Source organism: Nonomuraea jiangxiensis (assembly GCF_900099965.1).
Lineage (GTDB): Bacteria > Actinomycetota > Actinomycetes > Streptosporangiales > Streptosporangiaceae > Nonomuraea > Nonomuraea jiangxiensis.
Map to the genome: position 1 here is coordinate 1 of NZ_FNDJ01000057.1, position 20327 is coordinate 20327.

Sequence of the window (20327 nt, forward strand, 5' to 3'; positions counted from 1 at the left end):
GGCATGCCCGCCAGCCGCTCACGCCAGTAGGCCAACTGGGTGTCACGCAGCTCACCCTCCACCCGCGAACGCTGCCACGCCGCGTAATCGGCGTACTGCACCGGCAACTCCGCCAGCGACGCAGGCCGCCCCTCCGCCAACGCCGCATACAGCTCACCCAACTCCCGGGCGAACAACACCGCCGACCACGCATCGTTCACCACATGATGGACCGTCACCAGCAACTGATGATCCACCACACCATGCCGAACCACACACGCCCGCACCGGAGGCTCAACCGTCAGATCGAAACGCCGCCCCGCCACCCCCAGCAAAAACCCACGAGCCTCCCCCTCACCCAGCTCCACCACCTCAAAAGGCACCACCGGCTCGGCCCCCACCGACACCAGCACCTCATCCTCAACCTGCACGAACCGCGACCGCAGCACCTCATGCCGCTCCGCCAACCCCACCAACGCCCGCTCCAGCAACCCCACATCCAGCCGGCCCCTGATCCGGAGGCAGATGTGGGTGTTGTAGAGCGCTAGGTCGGTCTCCAGCTGGTCGAGGAACCACAGCCGGCTCTGGGCGTAGGAGGCGGGCAGCAGCCCGTCGCGCGGCACGGGGGTGACCGGCGGGATCTGGTCGATCCCGCGGCCCTGGACGGCCACCAGCCGCGCGGCGAGGCCGGCGACCGTGGGGGACTCGAACAGCGCCCGCGGCGGCAGCCCCGCGCCGAACGCCTTGCGCAGCCGCCCCATCAGCTTGATCGCCAGCAGCGAGTGACCGCCGAGCGCGAAGAACCCGTCGTCACGCCCCACCGGACCGGTCTGGAGCACCGCCTCGAACAGCGCCGCCACCAACTCCTCCACCGGACCACGCGGCGCCACCCGCACCGGCACGACCACACCACCCGGCTCGGGCAGCGCGGACCTGTCGACCTTGCCGTGCGCGGCCAGCGGCAGCGCGGGCAGTTCGACGAAGTGTGCGGGGATCATGTGGTCGGGCAGCCGCTCCGCCAGGAAACCGCGCAGCTCCGCGGGCCGGGCGCCACCGACGACGTAGGCCACCAGCGCCGGCTCGTCCTCGCCGGTCACCACGACCACGCAGTCGTCGACCGACGGATGCGCGGCCAGGACGGCCTGTACCTCGCCCGGCTCGACGCGGTGTCCGCGGATCTTGACCTGTCCGTCGGCGCGGCCGAGGAACTCGATCGCGCCGTCGGGCAACCTCCGCGCCCGGTCGCCGGTGCGGTAGAGCCTGGCACCCGCGCGCCCGGAGAACGGGTCGGGCACGAACGCGGCAGCGGTCTGGCCGGGGCGGCCGAGGTAGCCGCGGGTGACGGTGACGCCGCCGATGCACAGCTCGCCGACCACGCCGTCGGGGACGAGGCGCAGGTCGTCGTCAAGGATGTACGCCTCGGCGTGCGGCAGCGGGTGGCCGATGGGGGTGATGACTCCGGCCCCCGCCGGTTCCTGATCGCCCGCGAGTGCGAGCACGCCAACGGTGGTCTCGGTGGGGCCATAGTGGTTGACGACGGCGGGGGCGCCGGGCAGCGCGCGCAGGCGGCGTACCCACTCCCAGCGCGACGCCTCACCGCCGAGCACGAGCGTGCGGCCCGGTAGCAGGTCGGCGACGCCGGCGTGAAGCGCGGCCAGATGCGATGGGGTGATCTTCAGCAGGTCGATCCGGTCGTCGCGCAGGTGCTCGGCGACCCAGGCGGCGTCCGTGGCCTGGGCACGGGGCACCAGGTGCAGGGTGCCGCCGGTGAGGAGCGCACCGTGGAACACCGTGACACTGAAGTCGAAGGTCAGCGGCTGCAACATCGACGACCGCAGCCCCGGTGCCAGTCCGAGAAGTCCGGTGACGCCCGCGACGTAGGCGGTCAGGTGCCGGTCGGCCACGCCCACCCCCTTCGGCAGGCCGGTCGACCCGGAGGTGTAGATCACGTAGGCGAGCGTGTCGGGGTGCCGGATCACGGCGGGCGGCGTGTCCGGGAGAGCGGCGATGATCTCGGCGTCCGCGTCGAGGTCGACGACGGGAACGTCCGTCTGGGGGACGTCCAGCCCCGGCCTGGTCAGTACGGCCGTCGCGCCGGAGTCGGCGATCAGGTGGCGGAGCCTCTCCTGGGGGTGCTCCAGGTCCAGCGGGAGGTAGGCGGCGCCGCTCTTGAGCACGGCGAGCACGGCGACGGCGAGATCGACGTCGGTGTCCAGGAGGATAGCGATCGGGGTGTCGGGGCGGGCCGTGCCCGCCAGGTGCCTGGCGAGCCTGCTGGACCTGCGGTCGAGCTCCGCGTAGGTCAGGGTGCGGCCTGCGGCGTCGGCGACCGCGACCTGGTCGGGCCGCGCCGCCACCTGAGCGGCGAACGCCTCGGTCACCGACGCGAACTCCGCGGCGGCGACGGGTTCCGCCGGCGCGGCGGCCCGCACCAGGCGGTCGTCCTCGCCGGGCAGCAGGATCGGCAGCCGGCCGAGCGGGGTCGCCGGATCGGCCAGCGCGGCGTCGAGGAGGCGCCGGTAGCGCTCCGCGAAGCCCAGCGCCCACGTCTCGTCGAACAGGGCCCTGGCGTACTCGATCCGGCCGTCGATCCGGCCGTCCACCTCGGCCAGGTCGACCAGCAGGTCCACCTTCGCCGTGCCGTTGCGCAGCTGCCCGTTGGTGACCAGCGAGGGCAGCAGGTTGAACACGATCTGGTGCAGGGGGGCGCCGGCGCCCTCGGCGTGCTCGGGCCGCAGCTCCTCGACGAGCCGCTCGTAGGGCACCTCATCGTGGTCGAGCGCGTCGAGCACCGTGGTCCTCGCCCGCTCGACCAGCTCGCCGAAGGACACCTCGGGCCCACAGTCGGTACGCAGCAGCAACGTGTTGACGAAGTTGCCGATCAGCGGCTCCAGCTCGGGCAGCGGCCGCCCGCCCACGGGTGATCCCACCACCACGTCGGCCTGGCCGGCCAGCCGCGAGAGCAGCGCCTTGAGCCCGGCCAGGAGCACCACGAAGGGGGTCGTGCGGAGCTTCCTGGCCAGCTCGTGGCAGGCGCGTACGGTCTCCTCGGGCAGCTCGAAGCCGACGTCGCCGCCCGAGTGGCGGGAGACGTCCGGGTCCGGGGCGCGCGGCGACAAACGCAGCGGTCCCGGCAGCTCGCCGAGTCGCTTGCGCCAGTAGCCGAGCTGGTCGGCCAGCTCGCCACGCTCCCACCGGCCGCGCTGCCAGCCGGCGAAGTCGCCGTACTGGATCGGCAGCTCCGGCAGGCCGGAGTCGCGCCCTTCGAAAGCCGCCAGGAACTCCTCCTGGAGGATCGCCACGGAGGCGGCGTCGAAGGCCGCGTGGTGCACGGTGAAGAAGAAGTGGTCCGCCTCGCCGCCGGTGCGGATCAGCCGGGCCCGCCACAGCGGGGCGCGGTCGAGCGCGATGGATCGGGCGGCCTCGGCGGCGCGTACCCGGGCCAGCTCGCCCTCCGGGGCGCGAGCCGCGTCACGCAGATCGGTGACGGGGATCTCGATCGGCACCTCCGGCTCGACGACCTGGACGAGCCCGCCATCGCGCGCGGTGAGCCTGGTGCGCAGGACCTCGTGACGGCCGACCACCCGCGCGAGCGCGGCGGTGACCTCGGCGGCGTCGCAACCGGGCGGGAGCGGGGTGCCGAAGCCGATGTTGTACACGGCCAGGCCGGGTTCGAGCTGATCCAAAAACCAGAGCCGCTCCTGCGCGAAAGACGCGGGAAGTTCGTAACCGCCGGCCGAATCTGTGGGCGTGCTCACCGTCTAGTCGGCCCGCTCGAGCTCCTGCATGGCCTCGCGGAGGCTGCGAGGTCGCATGTCCGTCCACACCTGGTCGATGTGGTCAAGGCAGGCGTTTCGGTCGCCCGAAAAACCTTCGTCCCGCCACCCGGCAGGAGCGGGGCGGCTCGCGGCCCAGATGGAGTACTGATCCTCGTCGTTGATTACGACCCTGTAGTCGTCCCTGGGCATTGGCACGCCTTCTCCCTTTCGCGGCGCCCGGGGTCTCCGGGCACGCCAAAGAATGATGTGGGACTGCAGACCGTGAACTGAACAAGTTACGGCCGCATTGTGCTGGCAGCGCACATTCTCAACGCCACCTGCGATGTTTACTCGAAACGCCAGAAGCCTCGCCGATTGAAGTAGATCAAGACCGGCAAGTCAAGAGATTTCATGGAATCACGAAGTCGCCCACTCGACTGTGCGGTTGACACCGCGATTCCCTATTGCCCCGTCGGCGCAGGCTGTGGAATATTGGCCCCGCCCAAATTCTGCAACCGCGGAATAGGACAAACCAGACAACTCATCGGTTTCGGGGAGTTCATCCTTACTTCGCGCCAAACAGGCAGTGAGAGGGGTTCCGGATGACGGTGCACAGTGTCCTGCCCAGTCCGCAGTCGACCCACGCCCCATGACCGACCCTGCCTCGCTGGTCGTCATCGGCACAGGCGGTCTCGCCCGTGCCATCGCCTACGCCTTGGCCGTGATCCCCCAGCCGATCCGGGTGACCGTGCTGGGCCGCGATCCGGCCAGGGCCGCCGAGATCTGCTACGTCTCCTCCGCCCGGGCCGCGACATCCGGGACGCCCGCGGAGTTCCGCCCGGTGGCCGTGGATCTGACCTGCGCCGACGCCCTGACGGACGCGCTGGTGGCCGCCGCGCCCGCGGGTGTGGTGCTCGCGGCCTCCAGCCAGTCTCCCTGGGAGTCGCGCACCTCTCCCTCGGAGTGGACGGCCCTCGTCCAGCGGGTGGGGTTCGGCCTGACGCTGCCGTTCCAGGCCGACTCCGCCCTGCGCGTCGGCCGGGCCCTCGCGGCCACCGGTGGCGACTCGTGGTTCGTCAACGCCTGCTTCCCCGATGCCGTCAACCCGGTGCTGAGCGCCGCAGGGGTGCCCGTGCTGTGCGGCATCGGCAACGCGGGACTCCTCGCCGCCAGCCTGCAAGCCGAGCTCGGCCTCCCCGACCAGCGGGAACTGCGCGTGCTGGCACACCACGTCCACCTGTACAGCCCGCCGTCACCCGCGGACGAAGCGCTGGCCTGGCACGGCGACCAGCCGCTCACCCACGTGAGCGCGCTGCTCGCGGCCCAGCGCGCCGCCCAGCGCGCCGAGCTCAACCACGTCACCGGCCTCACGGCCGCACGCCTGCTGAGCGGCCTGCTCGCCGGGGCAGAGATCGACACCAACCTGCCGGGACCGCTCGGGCTGCCGGGCGGCTATCCGGTACGGCTCGCCCGCGGGCGCCTCGACCTGCGGCTCCCCCCTGGCATGGACCGGGCCGAGGCCGTGGCGTTCAACCAGCGTGCCGCGCTGCGCGACGGCGTCGTCGTCGACGGCGAGCGCATCACCTTCGGCCCCGCCGCCCGGGAGGAGCTGGCACGGCTGGCGCCGGAGATCGCCGACGGCTTCCCCGTCGCCGACCTGGCACCCGCGGGCGAGGTCCTGGGCCGGCTCCGCGACCGGCTCCGCGACCTGGCGTCCGAGCAGGACCTCCCAAGCCTCCATCCCGTCACCCGCTTATAACGACAGAGGTGCGTCAACGATGCCGAACCACGCGGCGAACCTGTTGCTCGACTTCTATGATCGTCTGCCCACCTCCATCGCTGCCTGCGTCGACAGAACAGAGCCCGTCAGGGACGACACCGGGTTCTCCCCCGGTTTCCTGCTGCCCGAGCCGGACGCGCGAGTCGAGAGGTTCTTCTCCGTGGCCACCGCCCGCTGGCAACCTCTGGAGTCCTATTCCGGCCATCGCCTGAACCTGCTCGACCTGACGTGCAACCCGGCCACGGGCACGACCAAGACCTTCCCCTCGCTGCTCATCGTCGCGCGGGCGGTCGAATACATCAGGCGGTACGGCGAGGCCGTCACGATCTTCTCGCCCACCTCGGCGAACAAGGGCGTGGCGCTCCGCGACGCCGTGCTGCGCGCCATTGACGCGGGGCTGGCCGAGCCCGAGCAGTTGCGCACAGTGATCCTGGCGCCACGCTCGTGCCAGGCCAAATTACGCTCCAGCAGGTTGTCCACCGACCCGGCGCTACGCGCGCTGAACCCCCTGCTGGTCTACGGCGGGCCCGAGCCGGAGCGGGTGAAGGCGATCGGCCGGGCCTTCGCCGACAAATACGCGGGCGACCTCAGGGCCAGGGGCGAGAACCTGTGGTTCTCTCTGGAACTGGGCAACTACCTGGTGGCCGACACCGCCAGGGCGTTCTTCGAACAGCAGGCGGCCCCGGCCGGCACGGCGCCCCGGCTGCACGCCCACGCGGTCTCCAGTGCCTTCGGGCTGCTCGGCTACCACCGGGGCAGGGCCGTACTGGAAGGCTCGGGCGCGGTGAGCCAGGACTCCAGACCCGCCAGCCTGCTCGTGCAGCACCTGGGCACCCCCGACATGGTGCTCAACCTGCGCAACGGCGACTTCGACCGGGCCAACCTGCCCGCCTACGAGCGCCACGGCGGGCTCTACCGCCAGTCGGCCGACCCACGGTTCCCGCAGGTGACCTACGACCCCGACGAGGTGCTCGACCCGACGTTCTACACCCACAGGCCGGCGACCTCCCCGGAGATGAACGGGTTGATCGAGCGGTTCGGCGGTGACGGCATCGTCGTTTCGCTGGCCGAATGCGTGGCGCGCTACCCGGAGCTGCGCGAGCTGCTCGCCGGCTCCGGCTGCGAACTCCCCGCCGACTTCCGGCAACTGCGCGAGTGGTCGCTGGTGATGGCCATGACCGGCGTGCTGAACGCGATCGACCGCGGCCTGGCCGACCCCTGGGACGACGTCGTCGTGCACGGCTCGGGCTGCTACACCGCGGCGGACTACCTGCCGCTCGAACCGGAGGCGATGATCGAGGTCGCCGGCGTCGAGGACGTCGCCGCGGTGGTCTGCGGGTGATGGAGGACCGAGACCCCCCAGCGGACCCCCCAGCGGACGGAATAGCCGTCGTCGGGATGGCGGGACGGTTCCCCGGCGCTCCCGACGTGGCCACGTTCTGGCGCAACCTGCTGGACGGCATCGACGCCGTGCACGACTACACCGACGCCGAGCTGCGCGCGCTGGGCGTCGGCGAGCGCCTGCTCGCCGACCCGGCGCACGTGCGCGCGGGCGGGCGCCTGCCGGACGTGGCCGGGTTCGACGCCGAGTTCTTCGGCGTGCCGGCGGCCGAGGCCGTCCGCATGGACCCGCAGCACCGGCTCTTCGTCGAGCAGTCCTGGGTGGCGCTTGAGGACGCCGGATACGACCCTGCCGCCCACGACGGCCTCATCGGGGTGTTCGCCGGCGGCGCGGTCAACAGGTACTTCCTGTTCCGCCAGTTCGGCGGGGACCCCGACGAGCCGCTGGACCCCGGGTTCGCCGCCGACTACCTGACCGCGCAGGCGGCTTACCGGCTCGGGCTGACCGGGCCCGCGATCACGGTGCAGACCGCCTGCTCCAGCTCCCTCGTCGCGATCTGCACGGCCGGGCAGCACCTGCTCGACTACCGCTGTGACCTGGCGCTCGCGGGCGGGGTGAGCGTGATGGAGCCGAGGTTCGTGCACCGGCCCGGCGGCCTGGTCTCTCCCGACGGCCGCTGCCGCGCCTTCGACGCCGCGGGGCAGGGCGGCGGGTACAGCAGCGGCGTGGTGGTGCTCGCGCTGAAGCGCCTGGAGGACGCGCTCGCCGATCGCGACCAGATCATCGCCGTCCTGCGCGGATGGGCGGTCAACAACGACGGCGCCCTGCGGGCGGGGTTCGCGGCGCCGGGGCTGGACGGGCAGGCGAACGTGGTGGCGGAGGCGCTGGCGGAGGCGGAGCTGACACCGGCCTCGATCGGCTACGTCGAGGCCCACGGCAGCGGCACCGCGGTCGGCGACGCGATCGAGGTGGCCGCCCTCGCCCAGGTCTTCGCGGCGGACCCGCTGCCTCCACGCTCTGTCGCCCTCGGCTCGGTCAAGACCAACATCGGCAACCTGGACGCCGCCGCCGGCGCCGCCGGGCTGATCAAGGCCATTCTTGCCGTACGGCACGGCGTCATCCCGGCCAACCTCCACTACGACCGCCCCAACCCTGACATCGACTTTGACTCCTCGCCGTTCTACGTCCCGGTCAAGAACGTCGGCTGGCAGGCGGAGGTACGGCGGGCCGGAGTGAGCGCCTTCGGCCTGGGCGGCACCAACGCGCACGTGATCGTCGAGCAGGCGCCGGCCGAAGCCCCGAGGCCGGAGGCGGGCGGGTGGCACGTGCTGCCACTGTCCGCTCGCACCCCCGAGGCCCTGCGTACGGCGCGGACGCTCCTGGCCGAGCACCTCTCGGCCGCCCAGGGGATCCGCCTGGACGACGTCGCCTACACGCTGGCGACCGGGCGCCGGGCGTTCGGATACCGGGCGGCGGTGCTGTGCCGCGACGCCACCGAGGCCGTCGCGGGGCTACGCGGGCCCGACGGTGACCTCCCCGCGCCCGCCGGCACGCCGGAGGAGCTGCGGCGCCAGGCGGCCGCCTGGGTGGCCGGCGCGGGCATCGGCTGGCCGCTGCCGGACGGGCGCACGGTGTCGCTGCCCGCCTACCCATTCCAGCGGGTGCGCTACTGGCAGGAGGACCGATCATGACACACCACGACACCACCTCGCTGGTCCGCTGGTTCTCCGATCCCTCCCCTAGGCCGCGGGCGCGACGACAGCTGTTCTGCCTGCCGTACGCGGGTGCGGGGGCAAGCGCCTTCCAGGGCTGGGCGGCCGCCGCGGGGCCCGAGCTGGAGGTGCTGCCCGTGGTACTGCCGGGCAGGGAGAGCAGGTACGCCGAGCCCTTCGACCTCGACATCGCCGAGCTGGCCTCGGCCATCGCCGCCCGCGCCGACCGGCCGTACACGATCTACGGCCACTCCATGGGCGGCCGGGTGGGCTTCGAAGTGGTCCGTGAGCTGCGCAGGCGCGGCGAGAGGCAGCCGCTGCGGTTGTGCGTCGGCGGGTCCAGGCCGCCCGACCTGCTGGAGCCGCTGGCCGAGCTGTCATGGGTCGGCGACGAGGAGCTGCTCGGCCGGCTCGCCGAGCTCGGCGGGCTGCCGGCGGAGATCCTCGCGGAACCCGAGCTGTGTGAGCTGATCCTGCCCGTCCTCCGCGCCGACTTCACCTGGCTCGACACCTACGAGTACGAGCCCGGGCCGCCGATCGAGGTGCCCATCGTGGCCTTCGCCGGCGCCGAGGACAACTCCGTCACCCCGGACGACATGCGCGGCTGGGCCAGGCACACCACGGCCGGCTTCGACCTGTCCGTCGAGCCCGGCGGCCACTTCTTCCTCCACGAGCGGCGAGAGCGGATCCTCAGGGAGGCGCTGGCATGAACCACCGCATGCCGCTCGGCGGCACCGGCTGGTCGGTGTGGCGCGAGGCGCTGCTACGCAGCACCGGCTTCCCCGCCGACGGACTCGACAGGCTCTCCGCCCCCGCGTGCGCGGCGGCCGCCGACGCGTTGCTGACGGGCGAGATCGGCGCGGAGGTCTTCGACAAGGCGCTGGAGCAGGCCGTGCACGAGAGCGCCAGGGAGCTGGGCGACATCGCCGCCGACCCGCTGTTCCGCGAGGCGGTCACCTGGCAGAACCGGGGTGTCCTCGTCTCGCTCGACGCACTGGTGCGCGGCGGCCCGACGCAGAAACGCGACCCCCGCAGGCGCGAACGCGAGCGGATCGCGGTCAAGTACTGGCAGCGGTACTGCGCCAAGAACGAGACCGTCGGCTTCTTCGGCCCGGTGACCTGGGTGAAGTGCGCGCCGGACGGGCCGGCGGTGACCGTCGCACCCGGGCCGGGGCTGCTGAGCGACCGGCGGGTGCGCTTCGAGGACTGGGCGCTGCGCTCCTTCATGGAGGTGCTGGCGGGCGATCCCCTGATCCGCCGCTCGCTGCCTCCCGTCCTCCAGGCGCATCTCGCGCTGGAGGGCCGTACGATACGACGTCCCGCCCAGCCGCCGTTACCCGTGTCGGCGGCCGAGGCGGCGTTGTTGTCCCGGTGCGACGGCAGGCGCAGGGCGTCGGACGTGGTCGCCGACGTGCTCGGCCAGGCGGGCATCCGTACCGAGGAGGACGCCTATCTGCTGCTGGAACGGCTGGCCGAGCGCGGCCTGCTGTCCTGGCGAGGCGACCTGCCGCAGTCGGCGCACGCCGAAGAGCGGCTGGGCGAGCTGCTGGCGAGGATCGAGGACCCCGCGGCGCGGGAGCGGGCGATGGCGGGTTTCGGCCGGCTCGGCGCCGCCAGGGACCGGGTGGCGCGCTCGGCGGGCGACCCGGAGGCGCTCGCCGCCGCGATGGACGCGCTGAGCGCCGAGTTCACCGAGCTCACGGGCACCGCGGGCGAGCGCAGGGCGGGCCAGACCTACGCCGCGCGCGGCCTGGTGTACGAGGACACCACCAGGGACGTCCAGGTGACCTTCGGCGGGTCGCTGCTGGAGGGCATCGCCGGGCCGCTGGAGCTCATGCTCGACGCCGCCCGCTGGCTGACCGCCGAGCTGGCTCACGCTTACGGCCAGGCGCTGCGCGAGCTGTTCGAGGAACTGCGCGCCGATGGGCCCGTGCGCCTGTCCGACCTGTGGTACCTGGCGCAGGGCATGATGTTCGGCGCGGGCCCCAGGCCCGTCGACGCCATCGCCGAGGAGTTCGCGCGCCGCTGGTCGGAGCTCTTCGGCCTGGCCGACGTGGCACCGGGCACGGCGGAGCTGACCTTCACCGCGCGGGAGCTGTCCGCCTCGAAGGTCTTCGCCGCCGCCCGCCCCGGTTGGTCCGCCGGCCGGTTGCACAGCCCGGATCTGCAGATCTGCGCCGAGAGTGTCGAAGCGGTGAACCGCGGCGACTATCTCGTGGTCATGGGCGAGATGCACGCGGCCTGGGCGACGTTCGACTGTTCGGTCTTCACCCTCGCCCATCCCGACCCGGGCGCGCTGCGCGACGCGCTGACCGCCGATCTCGGCCCGCGGCGGATCAGACCCCTGTACCCGGTCGACTGGCCGCGCTACACGGGCCGGGTGTCCCACTCGCTCAGCCACCCCACGGACAGGGACCTCGGCTGGACCGCCGCGCCGGGCGCCGATCCGGATCGGCTGCTGCCGGCGGCGGGGATGCTGGTGACCGAGGAGGGCGGGGACCTGGTCGCCACCGCCGCAGGCGGCCGGTCCTGGCCGCTGATCGAGGTCTTCTCCCAGCTGGTGTCGATGCACGCCGTCGACGGCTTCAAGCTGGGCGGCGCGGACCGCCACGGGCACAGCCCGAGGATCACCATCGATCGGCTGGTCGTGGCCCGCAGGACGTGGCGGACCACGGTCCACGCCACAGGTCTGGCCGACGTCAAGGGAGAGCGGGCCAGGTATCTGGCGGTGCGCGGGTGGCGGCAGCGGCTCGGGCTGCCCGATCGGGTCTTCGTCAAGCTGAGCAGCGAGACCAAGCCGACGTACGTCGATCTCACCAGCCCGGTCTTCTGCGACCTGCTGTGCTCCATGGTCCGCTCCGCCCGCCAGGCCGCCGGGCAGGACGTGCGGCTCGTGGTTTCGGAGATGCTGCCCACCCCCGACCAGGCCTGGCTGCCCGACGCGGCGGGCCGCCGGTACTTCACGGAGTTGCGGATGCACATGGTCGACCCCCTGCAGGGAGGCGCTGGATGACTCTGGCGGAACTGGTGCTCGCGCAGGCCGCGCGGCGCCCGCAGGCGCCGGCCGTACGGCAGTGGCAGGACGTGCTGACCTACGGCGAGCTCGCCGCCATGGCGGGCGGGCTGGCCGCGCGGTTGCCTGACGTGGGTCCCGAGCGGCTGGTAGGGGTATGCCTGCGGCGCAAGCCGACCATGGTGGCCGGGATCGTCGGTGTCATGGTCGCAGGCGGCGCGTACGTGCCGCTCGACCCCGATGGGCCCGCCGCGCGCAGAGAGCAGATCATCGAGAGCGCGGGCCTCGGCATCGTGGTGGTCGACGAGGACACGGCGGACCTGTTCGAGGGCATGGACGTGCGACTCGTCCCCGTCCACGGCCCCGCGGCCGCGCCGGAAGGCCCCGGCCCGGCGCTGCCCGGCAACCCCGCCTACGTGCTGCACACCTCGGGATCGACGGGGGCGCCGAAGGGCGTGGTGGTCAGCCATCTCAGCGCGTGCGCGTACGTGCGCAACATCATCGAGTCCACCGGCGTGGACGAGCACACCCGCGCCCTGGCCTTCGCTTCGCTCGTCTTCGACGTGTCGGTGCACGACCTCTTCGTCCCGCTGGCCGCGGGCGGCGTCGTCATGCTCGCCGGCGAGTCGGACAGGCGCGACCCGGTGCTGCTGCAGCGCTTCTGCGCCGAGCACGAGATCTCGTGGGGTTGCCTGCCCGTCTCACTGCTTCCCCTGCTGGACCCCGAAGGACTGCCCGCGTGGCGGACCCTCGTCACCGGAGCCGAGGCGCCCGGGCCCGAGCAGGTGGAGCGGTGGGCCACCGGCGGACGCAGGTTCCTCCACTTCTACGGTCCCACCGAGACCACGGTGGCGGTCACCGAGTTCGAGGCGACGGGCCGCTGGGACCGTTCCCTGCCGATCGGCAGGGCGATGGCCGCCCATCGCGTTCATCTCGTGGACGAGGAGCTGCGGGAGGTGCCGGCCGGCGTGCCGGGCGAGCTGCTGATCGGCGGCCCCGGCCTGGCCCGCGGCTACCTCTGGCGAGCCGGGATGACCGCTGAGCGGTTCGTCCCCGACCCGTTCGGCGGCGAGCCGGGCGCCAGGCTCTACCGGACCGGCGACCTCGCCGTCGTGCAGCCCGACGGCGAGCTGCTGCTCCTGGGCAGGACCGACCGGCAGATCAAGATCCGCGGGCAGCGGGTGGAGATCGGCGAGGTGGAGACCGTGCTGCGCGGCCATCCGCGGATCGGGCACGCCGTCGTCGAGGCGGTCGAAGGGCCGGCGGGCACCAGCCTCGTGGCCTTCTGCACCCCGCTCGACGAGGACCCTCAACCGGAGCCGGTGCGGGAGTACTGCGCCGAGCGGCTGCCCGAGGTGATGGTACCGGCCGAGGTGCTGTTTCTCCCGAGCCTGCCCACCTCGGCGTCGGGAAAGGTGGACGGCGCCGCTCTGCGCGCGCTGCTCACCCGACCCGCCACCGGCCGCGGCGCCCCGCCGAGCACGCCGATGGAGCGCGACGTGGCCGAGGTCTGGTCCCGGGTGCTGGGCCTGGAACCCGGGCTCGAGGACGACTTCTTCGCCTGTGGCGGCCATTCCATCAGCGCCATGCGCCTGGCCGGCGGCCTACGGTCGCTGATCGGCCGAGAGGTCACGGTGGAGGACGTCTACACCGCCCGCACACTGGGAGCTCTCGCCGGCCTGCTCACCGAGGCCCCGCCGGTGACCGATGACCTGCCCGCGGGCAGCCCGCCCGCCCTGACGGCCGCGCAGCGACGCCTGTGGTTCCTGGACCGGCTCGCGCCCGACAGCGTCGCCTACAACATCGGGATCGCCGAGCGGCTACAAGGGCACCTGGACGTGGCCGCGCTCGAACGCGCGCTGGCGGCCGTGGTCGATCACCACGACGTGCTGCGCTGGCGGGTGCCGGACGCCGGCGGCGTCCCGCGCGTGGAGGTCGACCCGACCGGACCGGTGTCGCTGGACGTCGAGGACCTCGCGAGCGAGAGCGAGCTCCACGAGCGGCTCGCCGCGGCGGCGGCCCACCGATTCGACCTGGCCACAGGCCCGCTCTGGCGGCCTCGGCTGTTCCGGCTCGGGCCACGGGACCACGTGCTGTCGGTGACCTTTCACCATGCGGTGTTTGACGGCTGGTCGCAACGGCCCTTCCTGGAGGACCTCGCCCGCGCCTATGCGGGCGAGCCCCTGCCCGAACGGCCCGCCCGGTTCGCGGACTACGCGGCGTGGCGGGCCAGGCGTGACGGCAGGCGCGGCAAGGCCGACCTGGCCTGGTGGGCCGACCACCTGAAGGACGCGCCGGCCGTTCTTGACCTGCCGCGGGACCGTCCGAGGCCGGCCGTACAGACCTATGCGGGCTCGCTGGCCACCGCCGCGCTCTCGCAGGAGACCACGGCCGCGATCCGCGACCTCGCGACCCGGCTGGGCACCACGTCCCCGAGCGTGCTGCTCGCCGCCTTCGCCGAGCTCGTACGCCGCGTCACCGGGCGCGCCGACATCGTCGTCGGCACCCCGGCGGCGGACCGCAGGCACGAGGCGTTCCACGACCTCGTCGGCTTCTTCGTCGACATCGTGCCGATCAGGCTGCGGGCGGCGGAGGGGGCCGGCTTGGCCGAGCGCGTTCGCGACTGCGCCGATGCGGTCATCAACGCCCTGGCCAGGCCCTCCGCCACGATTGAGGACATCGTCGGCACCCTCGCGCTGCCGCGGGACCCCGGCCGGGCCCCGCTGGTGCAGGTGCTGTTCAACGTCTACAACTTCCCCGAGTCGCGGCTCCGCCTGCCCGGGCTGAGCTCGACGGGCATCGTTACGGCCCCCGCGGGTTCCCCCTTCGACCTGACCGTCTACGTGGTGGAGCGCGAGGGCCGCTACGCGGTGGACATCGTCTACAACACCGACCTGTACACGGCGGAGCGGATCGACGCGTTGCTCACCGCGTACACGACCCTGCTCGGCGCGGCCGTCGCCGATCCCGGCAGTCCGGTGGAGTCCTTCGCGCTCCCCGGCGTGAAGGCGCTCGCGGAAGGCACGGCCGACGAGCCGGTCGAGAGCGCGCCGCCGCCGGAGACCGGGCACAGCGTGCCGGCGACCGACACAGAGCGCCTGCTCGCCGAGATCTGGTGCGACGTGCTCGGCCGTGCCGAGGTGAGCGCGACCGACAACTTCTTCGACGTGGGCGGCACGTCGATGGCCGTCGTCGTGATCCGGGACCGGCTGGCCGCGCTGACCGGGCACCAGACCACGGTCGTCGAGCTGTTCCGCTACCCGACCGTGCGTGCCCTGGCCGCTCACCTCGACGGCGCGTCCGAGCACCCAGAACTGAGCCGAGCCGATCGGCGTGCGGGAGCACGCCGCCAGCTGCGGGACAAGCGCAGGAGGAGACAGTGACGGAGTTGTCGCAGGACGCCAGGTACGAAGACGCGGGCGCGGAACCCATCGCCATCATCGGCATGAGCGCCCGCGTGCCCGGCGCCAACGATCTCGACCAGTTCTGGCGCAACCTGATCGACGGCGTGGAGTCGGTGACGTTCTTCACCGAGGACGAGCAGCGCGCTCGGGGGGCCACGCAGGCGCAGCTCGACAACCCGATGTTCGTCAAGGCCGCGCCCGTCATGATCGATATGGAGCACGTCGACAACGAGTTCTTCGGCATGAGCGCGCGCGAGGCGGAGCTGGCCGATCCGCAGCAGCGGGTCTTCCTGGAGCAGTCGCACGCGGCGCTCCAGGACGCCGGTTACGATCCCGGCCGCTACGAGGGCGCCATCGGGGTCTACGCCGGCTCCGGCCCCAGCCAGTACCAATGGCTGAACCTGCAGACCAACCCCGACCTGGACAGCGAGGCGCTCAAGCTCGGCATGTCCGTCGGCAACAACATCGACTACGTCGCCACCACGGTCTCCTACCGGCTGAACCTGCGCGGCCCCGCCATGACCGTCACCACCGCCTGCTCCTCCTCGCTGGTGGCACTTCACCTGGCCTGCGAGGCGCTGCGCGGGGGCGAATGTGACATGGCGTTGGCCGGTGGCGTGTGCGTCGAGCTGCCGCACGGGATGGGGTACCCGGCCATGGACGGCTTCACCTCCTCCGACGGGCACGTCAGGCCGTTCGACGCCGGCGCCGACGGCACGATCTGGGGCAGCGGCGTCGGTGTGGTCGTGGTCAAGCGGCTGGAGGACGCGCTGGCCGACGGTGACCACATCCGCGCGGTCGTGGTCGGCAACGCGATCAACAATGACGGCAGCAACAAGATCGGCTTCTCCGCGCCGAGCCACGCGGGGCAGACCGCGGTGGTGGCCGAGGCGCTCGGTGTGGCCGGAGTGGACCCGCGCACGATCGGGTACGTGGAGGCGCACGGCACCGGCACCGCCCTCGGCGACCCGATCGAGGTGGCCGCGCTCAGCGAGGTCTACCAGCGCGACACGGACGACAGGGGCTGGTGCGGCATCGGCTCGGTGAAGTCCAACCTCGGTCACCTCAGCCAGGCCTCCGGCGTGGTCGGCGTGATCAAGACCGTGCTGGCGATGGAGCACGGCGTGATCCCGCCGACCATCAACTTCGAACGACCCAACCCGGAGATCGACTTCGACACGAGCCCCTTCTATGTCGTGTCCACCCCGTCAAAATGGGACGCCGGAGCGCATCCCAGGCGGGCTGCGGTGAGCTCGTTCGGCATCGGCGGCACCAACGCCCACGTGATCCTCCAGGAAGCGCCGCCGTCGGAGGCCGTGCCCGCCCTCCTGCCCGCCACCGGCGGGCCGCGGCCGCTCTGGCTGTCCGCCCGCACCGAGAGCGCGCTGCAGACCATGCGTGCCCAGCTCGCCGAGTTCCTCGCCGGGCAGCCCGACCTCACCCTCTCCGACGTGGCGTACACGCTGCGGGTGGGCCGGGCCGACCACACCCACCGCGCGGCGGTGGTCGCGGGCGACCTGGCGGATGCCGTGGCCGCGCTGGGCGACCGCAAGCGCTGCCACACCGGTACGGCGAGCGGCACCACGCCCAAGGTGGCGTTCCTGTTCTCCGGCCAGGGCGCGCAGTACGCCGGCATGGGCGCCGAGCTCTACGCCGCCGAGCCGGTGTTCGCCGCCGCCGTCGACGAGTGCGCCGAGCTCCTCCAGGCCCAGTTGGGCGAGGACATCAGGCCCCTGCTGTTCACCGAGGGCGGCGACGACAGGCTGCGCGAGACCCGCCTCACCCAGCCCGCGCTGTTCACGATCGAGTACGCGCTGGCCAGGCTCTGGCAGGCGTGGGGTGCCAGGCCGGCCGGGATGATCGGCCACTCCATCGGCGAGTACGTCGCCGCCACGCTCGCCGGGGTCTTCGCGCTGCCCGACGCGCTGCGCCTGGTGGCCGCCCGCGGACGCCTGATGCAGTCGCTCCCCACCGGCTCGATGCTGGCCGTGACGAAGGACGAGAAGGACATCGCCGCGATGCTCCCCGACGGAGTGAGCATCGCCACGGTGAACGGGCCGGGGACCTGCGTGGTGGCGGGAACGTCCGAGGCCGTCTCGGCGTTCCAGGAGCACCTGGCTGACCAGGGCGTCAAGTCCACCCTGCTACGCACCTCGCACGCCTTCCACTCGCCGATGATGGACCCGATCCTGGCCGAGTTCGAAAGCCTCGTGGCGGGCGTGCCGCGCCGGGCGCCGAACCTGCCGTTCCTGTCGAACGTGACCGGTGACTGGATCACCGCGGAGCAGGCGACCGATCCCGCCTACTGGGCCGCGCACATACGCCGACCGGTGCGCTTCGCCGACTGCGTGGCTCGGCTGCTGGCCGACGGCGGGTGGGCGCTGGTGGAGTGCGGCCCGGGCAAGCAACTGGCCGGTCTTGCGCGCATGCAGATGCGTGAGGCGATCACCAAGGGCGCGCTGCCGCCGCTCCCCAGCCTGCCCGGTCCCGGTGAGAGCACCGGCGACCTCTCGATCCTGTACGGCACGGCCGGCCGGCTGTGGACCGCGGGCGTGCCGGTCGAACCGCCGGCGACAGGCCGGAGGGTGTCGCTGCCCGGCTATCCGTACGAGCGCAAGTACCGCTTCATCCCGCCAGGTGAGGGCAGGGCGCCCGAGCAGAAGCGGGCCGCCGGGCCACGGGCCCTGGAGGACTGGTTCGAGATCCCCACCTGGCGGCAGGTGGCACCGCCGGACCCCGGCGAGCCGATCACCAGGTGCCTGGCCTTCGTGGCCGGTGAGCGGGGCACGGAGCTGGTGTCCGCCATCAGGGCGGCCGGCGGCGAGGTGATCGAGGTCCGCCCGGGCACGGAGTTCTCCGCCGGCCACGACGAAAAGGGCGGTTTTCCCGAGCCGATGACCGTGCGGCCGGGCGAGCGTTCCGACTACGACGCTCTCGTAACCGCGCTGGCCGAGAACGGCGGGATGCCGGGTCGCGTGCTGCACGCGTGGGCGCTGGACGGCGGGCCCGCGGGCACGGACCTCGGCTCCCTGGCACGTGCGCAGGAGCACGGCCTGTTCAGCCTGCTCTTCCTCGTCCAGGCGCTGACCGCCGCGCAGATCGCCGACGGCGTCGAGCTCGACATCATCACCGCCGGCACCGAGGACGTCCTCGGGGGCGACCTGACCAGGCCGGAGCACGCCACGGTCACCGGAATCACCCGGGTGGTGCCGCTGGAGGTCGAGGGCCTGCGCGTGCGCCACCTCGACCTCGATCCCACCGGCACCCCGGCGAGGACCGTCCTGGCCGAGCTGCGCAGGGACGCCCCCGGCGACGTGCTCGCGCTGCGTGGCGGGCGGCGCTGGGTCAAGGAGTTCCAGCAGGTCCGCCTGCCGGACGGCGGTGAGGGTTCCGGGCTCAGGCAGGAGGGCGTCTACCTGATCACCGGCGGTCTGGGCGGCATCGGTCTCACCCTCGCCGAGTTCCTCGGCACCCGGCTCAGGGCCCGGCTGGTGCTGCTCGGCCGGAGCGGCAACGTCACGCCCAGGGCGGCGGCCACCATCTCGCGGATCGAGCAGGCAGGTGGCCAGGTGACCGTGGTGGCGGCCGACGTCACCGACCCCGTACGGCTGCGCCAGATCAGGGACGAGACGCTCACCGCGCACGGCGCGCTGCACGGCATCGTCCACGCGGCCGGCCTGCCGGGTGGTGGCATGGCCGAGATCAAGGAGCGCGCCGCGGCGCAGGCCGTACTCGATCCCAAGCTCGCCGGAACGGTCGCGCTGTGGCAGGCCTTCGGCGACCTCGACCTGGACTTCCTGGCCCTGTGCTCGTCGGTGACCGCGATCAGCGGCGGTTTCGGCCAGGTCGACTACTGCGCGGCCAACGCCTTCCTGGACGCCTACGCCAGGGCCGCGCACCGGACCCGCGTGATCAGCATCAACTGGGGCGCCTGGCTCGAGGTCGGCATGGCCGCGGCCGCCGCACCGGTTCCCGGCCTGTCCGCGGACGCGGCGACCATCGCCGTCGACCATCCCGTGGTGCGCGGCCGTACCGGCGCCGAGTGCTCTGGGCCGCTCTCCGCGGCCACGCACTGGGTGCTGGACGAGCACCGCATCGGCGACGTGCCCGTACTGCCGGCCACCGGGCAGCTGGAATGCGCGCGGGCCGCGTTCGCGGCGGCCGTGGCCTCCCCCGGCGACGGACACGCGGTCGAGCTGCGCGACGTGGTCTTCCTGGAGCCGCTCGCGGTGCCCGACGGGACGACCGCCCAGCTCACCGTGGCGTTCTCCGACGACTCTTCCTTCGAGGTACGGGCAGGCGGTCGCAGGCACACCCAGGGCGCGGCCGCCTGGATCCGGCCCGAGCCCGCCACGTCCACGAACCTCGCCGCGGTGAAGAGCAGGCTGCGCGCGGTCACCACCGCCCAGGACGAGGAACGCGGCAGCGTGCTGACCTTCGGCCCCCGCTGGCGATCACCGGAGCTGATCTGGGTCGGCGAGGACGAGGAGCTCGCGTTCGTCGAAGGGACCGAGCAGGTCGCGGCCGAGGTGGACCGCTGGGGGCTGCACCCGGCGCTGCTCGACCTCGCCACGTCCTTCGGCAGCGGCAGGGGGACCGGCGCCTATCTCCCTCTGAGCTACGGGCGTCTGCTCGTCAGATCGGCTCTGCCTGCCCGCTTCTACAGCCATCTCCGCCGGAGGGGCGACGGCGGCGGCGGTGAGGTCGTCACGGCGGATCTCACCCTGCTCGACGAGTCGGGGGCCGTGCTCGTCGAGATCGAGGAGTTCGTCCTGCGCCGCATCGACGCCGAGGCGGTCACCGGCTCACTGGCGGCGGGCGGCCCCGGTTCCCCCGGCTCCCCCGCGACTGGAGCGGGCGGCTCCGGCTCCCCCGCGACCGGAATCGCGCCTGCCCAGGGCGCCGAGGCGTTCGTGCGCGTCCTGGCCGCGGACCTGGGCCCGCAGATCGCCGTCAGCGCGACCTCGCTCGACGAGATCACCAGGCGGGAGCGCCTGACCAGGGAGAGCCTGGAGGCGCACGTCCCGGCGCGCCAGGAGGACTTCGTGGCGCCCGAAGGGGAGCTCGAGGCCGCGCTGGCGAAGGTGTGGGGCGAGATCCTCGGCGTGCCCGAGGTCGGTGCCGACGACGACTTCTTCGACCTCGGCGGCAACTCCCTGGTCGCCGTCCAGCTCATCGCGCAGGCGCGCTCGGTGGCCGGGGTGCGGCTCCCGATGCGCACCCTGTTCGAGGCGCCCACCGTGCGGCAGATGGCGGCCAAGGTCGAGCAGCTCAGGGCGGAACAGCAGGCGCAGGCTCCGGCCACGACCATTCCGCGCCTGTCGAGGGGGAGGTAGCAG

Annotated in this window: 9 protein-coding genes; 7 read left to right on the forward strand and 2 right to left on the reverse strand. The window is 72.7% G+C overall.

Annotation, left to right across the window (positions count from 1 at the left end; translation table 11 throughout):
- Together BLS95_RS53415 and BLS95_RS53420 are read right to left on the reverse strand one after the other, a co-directional pair.
- On the reverse strand, positions 1 to 3665 hold a 3665-nt coding region (locus BLS95_RS53415), incomplete at its 3' end, for a non-ribosomal peptide synthetase (RefSeq protein ID WP_176993926.1).
- Positions 3666 to 3740: 75 nt separating this feature from the next.
- A complete protein-coding gene (locus BLS95_RS53420; RefSeq protein WP_090947310.1) occupies positions 3741 to 3947 on the reverse strand; it encodes an MbtH family protein in 207 nt (68 codons plus the stop codon).
- Between the two features lie 439 nt (positions 3948 to 4386).
- Here BLS95_RS53420 and BLS95_RS53425 point away from each other — a divergent pair, with 439 nt between their 5' ends.
- The 7 genes from BLS95_RS53425 to BLS95_RS53455 are packed head-to-tail and all read left to right on the forward strand — an operon-like array spanning position 4387 to position 20324.
- Positions 4387 to 5496, forward strand: a complete 1110-nt coding sequence (locus BLS95_RS53425) for a Rossmann-fold NAD(P)-binding domain-containing protein (RefSeq protein ID WP_090947311.1) — start codon at positions 4387 to 4389, stop codon at positions 5494 to 5496.
- Positions 5497 to 5515: 19 nt separating this feature from the next.
- Positions 5516 to 6859, forward strand: coding sequence for a DUF6002 family protein (locus tag BLS95_RS58805; RefSeq protein WP_090947312.1), 1344 nt, complete (start codon positions 5516 to 5518; stop codon positions 6857 to 6859).
- Positions 6859 to 8550, forward strand: a complete 1692-nt coding sequence (locus tag BLS95_RS53435) for a beta-ketoacyl synthase N-terminal-like domain-containing protein (protein ID WP_090947313.1) — start codon at positions 6859 to 6861, stop codon at positions 8548 to 8550. The genes BLS95_RS58805 and BLS95_RS53435 overlap by 1 nt, the downstream gene beginning before the upstream one ends.
- Positions 8547 to 9281 (forward strand): thioesterase II family protein, encoded by a 735-nt coding sequence (locus tag BLS95_RS53440; RefSeq protein ID WP_090947314.1) that lies wholly within the window; start codon positions 8547 to 8549, stop codon positions 9279 to 9281. The genes BLS95_RS53435 and BLS95_RS53440 overlap by 4 nt, the downstream gene beginning before the upstream one ends.
- Positions 9278 to 11584, forward strand: a complete 2307-nt coding sequence (locus BLS95_RS53445; RefSeq protein WP_090947315.1) for a lantibiotic dehydratase — start codon at positions 9278 to 9280, stop codon at positions 11582 to 11584. The genes BLS95_RS53440 and BLS95_RS53445 overlap by 4 nt, the downstream gene beginning before the upstream one ends.
- Positions 11581 to 14967 (forward strand): non-ribosomal peptide synthetase, encoded by a 3387-nt coding sequence (locus BLS95_RS53450; protein ID WP_090947316.1) that lies wholly within the window; start codon positions 11581 to 11583, stop codon positions 14965 to 14967. The genes BLS95_RS53445 and BLS95_RS53450 overlap by 4 nt, the downstream gene beginning before the upstream one ends.
- Complete coding sequence (locus BLS95_RS53455; protein WP_245765837.1) at positions 14964 to 20324, forward strand: type I polyketide synthase; 5361 nt, start codon at positions 14964 to 14966, stop codon at positions 20322 to 20324. The genes BLS95_RS53450 and BLS95_RS53455 overlap by 4 nt, the downstream gene beginning before the upstream one ends.
- Positions 20325 to 20327 lie beyond the last annotated feature (3 nt).